Below are 2,105 nucleotides of genomic sequence, written 5' to 3'. Positions count from 1 at the left end.
GCGGTCTGCACGGCGAGACGGTCGAGCTGCTGTGAGCGTCGCGGCCGCGGGTCCGGGGACGCGCCGTCGGTCGGCGACGGGCTACGGACCGTGGTCGGCCACCGCGCGGCAAGGCGGAATTAACACGCAATTCCCCTGCCGCGCGCAGACTCGGCGCTGGACGGTCAGCGGCATTGATCCGGAGTGAGAGCCATGCGGGTCTGCGTTTGCACGATCGTGCATCACCCAGAAGATGCCCGGATTCTGCACCGGCAGATTCGCGCGCTTCTCGACGCCGGTCACGAAGTCACCTACATCGCGCCGTTCCGTGCGTGCAATGTGATCCCCTGGCGGCGGGTGAGCCCGGTCGACGTTCCGCGCGCGACGGGGCGGCGCAGGCTCCGCGCGCTGCGCGCCGCCCACAGGGCGCTGCGGGAGCACGCCCCGTACTCGGACGTCGTGCTCCTGCACGACCCCGAGCTGTTGGTCGGCCTGCCGCGGCAGGTGCGCAGCCGCACGGTGGTCTGGGACGTCCACGAGGACACCGCCGCCGCTCTCAGCGCCAAGGCCTGGGTGCCGGGCCTGGTGCGCCCGCTGCTGCGCCCGGCGGTGCGGCGCCTGGAGGCGCGCGCCGAACGCCGGCACCGGCTGCTGCTCGCCGAGGAGGGCTACCGGGCGCGGTTCCGCATGGACCACCCCGTGGTGCCGAACACCACCTACGTGTCCGCCCTGCCGCCCGCCCCGCCGGAGGGCCGCCGCGCCGTCTACGTGGGGCACCTGTCGCGGGCCCGCGGCGCGATCGACATGATCGAGACGGCCCGGCTGCTGGCGCCCGAGGGGGTGCTGGTCGAGCTGATCGGCGCCGCCGACGGCGACGTACGGCCCGCGCTGCGCGCCGCCCAGCGCGACGGGGTGCTGCGCTGGTACGGCTTCGTGCCCAACGACCGGGCGCTGCGCATCGCCGAGGGCGCGATGGCGGGCCTGGCGCTGCTGCACGACGAGCCGAACTACCGGCACTCGATGCCGACCAAGGTCGTGGAGTACATGGCCCGCGGCATCCCGGTGGTCACCACGCCCAACCCGCCCGCCGTGCGGATCGTCGAACCGGCCGGCTGCGGCTTCGTCGTCCCGTTCGGCGACCCCGCCGCCGCGGCCGACGCGATCCTGCGGCTGCGCGACGACCCCGAGCTGCGGGCCGACCTCGGCAAACGCGGATATGAGACGGCGCGGGCCCGGTTCCACTGGCCGGTGCACGCCGAGAAGTTCGTCGCCCAGCTCGAGCAGTGGGCCGGACGCGTCGCCGACCCGGCCCTGCCGCCGCGGCCCGAGCCCGCCCCCGGCCCGCAGCCCGAACCGCTCACCGAATGATCCGGCCCGCCCGGACGGGGCGGGGCCGCCCGACTAGGGACGCCGGTCCGGTCGGCTGAGGGTCATGGCGGCGGACCGGGCGAGCCGGCTGGCCGCGCCCGGCGGGCGCGCCGCGGTGACCACCACGATGGAGCGGCCGACCCGCACGGCGATCGTTCCCGCGGTGGGCCCCAGCTCGTACGCCTCGTCGCCGCCGATGTCGGTGCGCCGCCGCGCCTGCGCCTGGACCGCGCGCAGCGTCTCCATCAGCTCGGCCGCGGCCTGCCCGGTCGGCGCGACCCACTTGACGGTCACGGTGAGGCTGCGCGCGCCCCACTCGTCGTCGTCCGTCCCGCGGCCGTCGTCGCCGGGCTCGGCCGTGCTGCGGTCGCCGTCCTCGCCGGGCGTCCCGCCGTCGTGCGGCGTCGCGGAGGCGGACCGGTCCGGGGAGGCCGACTCCTCCGGCACCGCCCGGTCGGCCTGGGGAGCCCCGGAGAGGACGTCGGTCGGTCCGCCGGACGGCGCGACGGTCAGCGGCGGGACCTCCGGCGGCGCCGGCCGCTGCGGCGCCTCGTAGGTGCAGCTCACCGGGTGCGGCAGCGTCTCCTCGCCGATCTCGGCGCGGCCGGGGCGGGCGCTGCCGGGGTCCAGGTGCGCGGCCAGCAGGTCCGGCCGCTGCAGCAGGGCGCAGGCGTCCGGCCAGTCCCCCGGCGGCGTGCCGCCGAGCTCCGCGGGGCCGGGACCGGCCGAGCCGCCGCGCAGCGCCACCAGCCGGGCCG

1 protein-coding gene and 1 pseudogene are annotated in these 2,105 nt (G+C 77.2%); one reads left to right on the top strand and one right to left on the bottom strand.

The features are described 5' to 3' along the window. Window positions 1-192 precede the first annotated feature (192 nt). Entirely contained in the window at window positions 193-1,347 is a 1,155-nt protein-coding gene (locus tag AR3_RS28935; protein ID WP_067918795.1) for a glycosyltransferase, read from the top strand. 33 nt (window positions 1,348-1,380) lie between these two features. Here the strand turns inward: AR3_RS28935 and AR3_RS31410 are convergent. Continuing rightward, window positions 1,381-2,105 (bottom strand): annotated as a pseudogene (locus tag AR3_RS31410) (hypothetical protein); the annotation flags it as partial.

Origin of the sequence: Actinomadura rubrobrunea NBRC 15275 (genome assembly GCF_001552235.1) — a bacterium.
GTDB classification, from domain to species: domain Bacteria; phylum Actinomycetota; class Actinomycetes; order Streptosporangiales; family Streptosporangiaceae; genus Spirillospora; species Spirillospora viridilutea.
The sequence above is the reverse complement of the archived record's forward strand: the minus strand, read 5'-3'. Positions and strand labels throughout refer to the sequence as shown.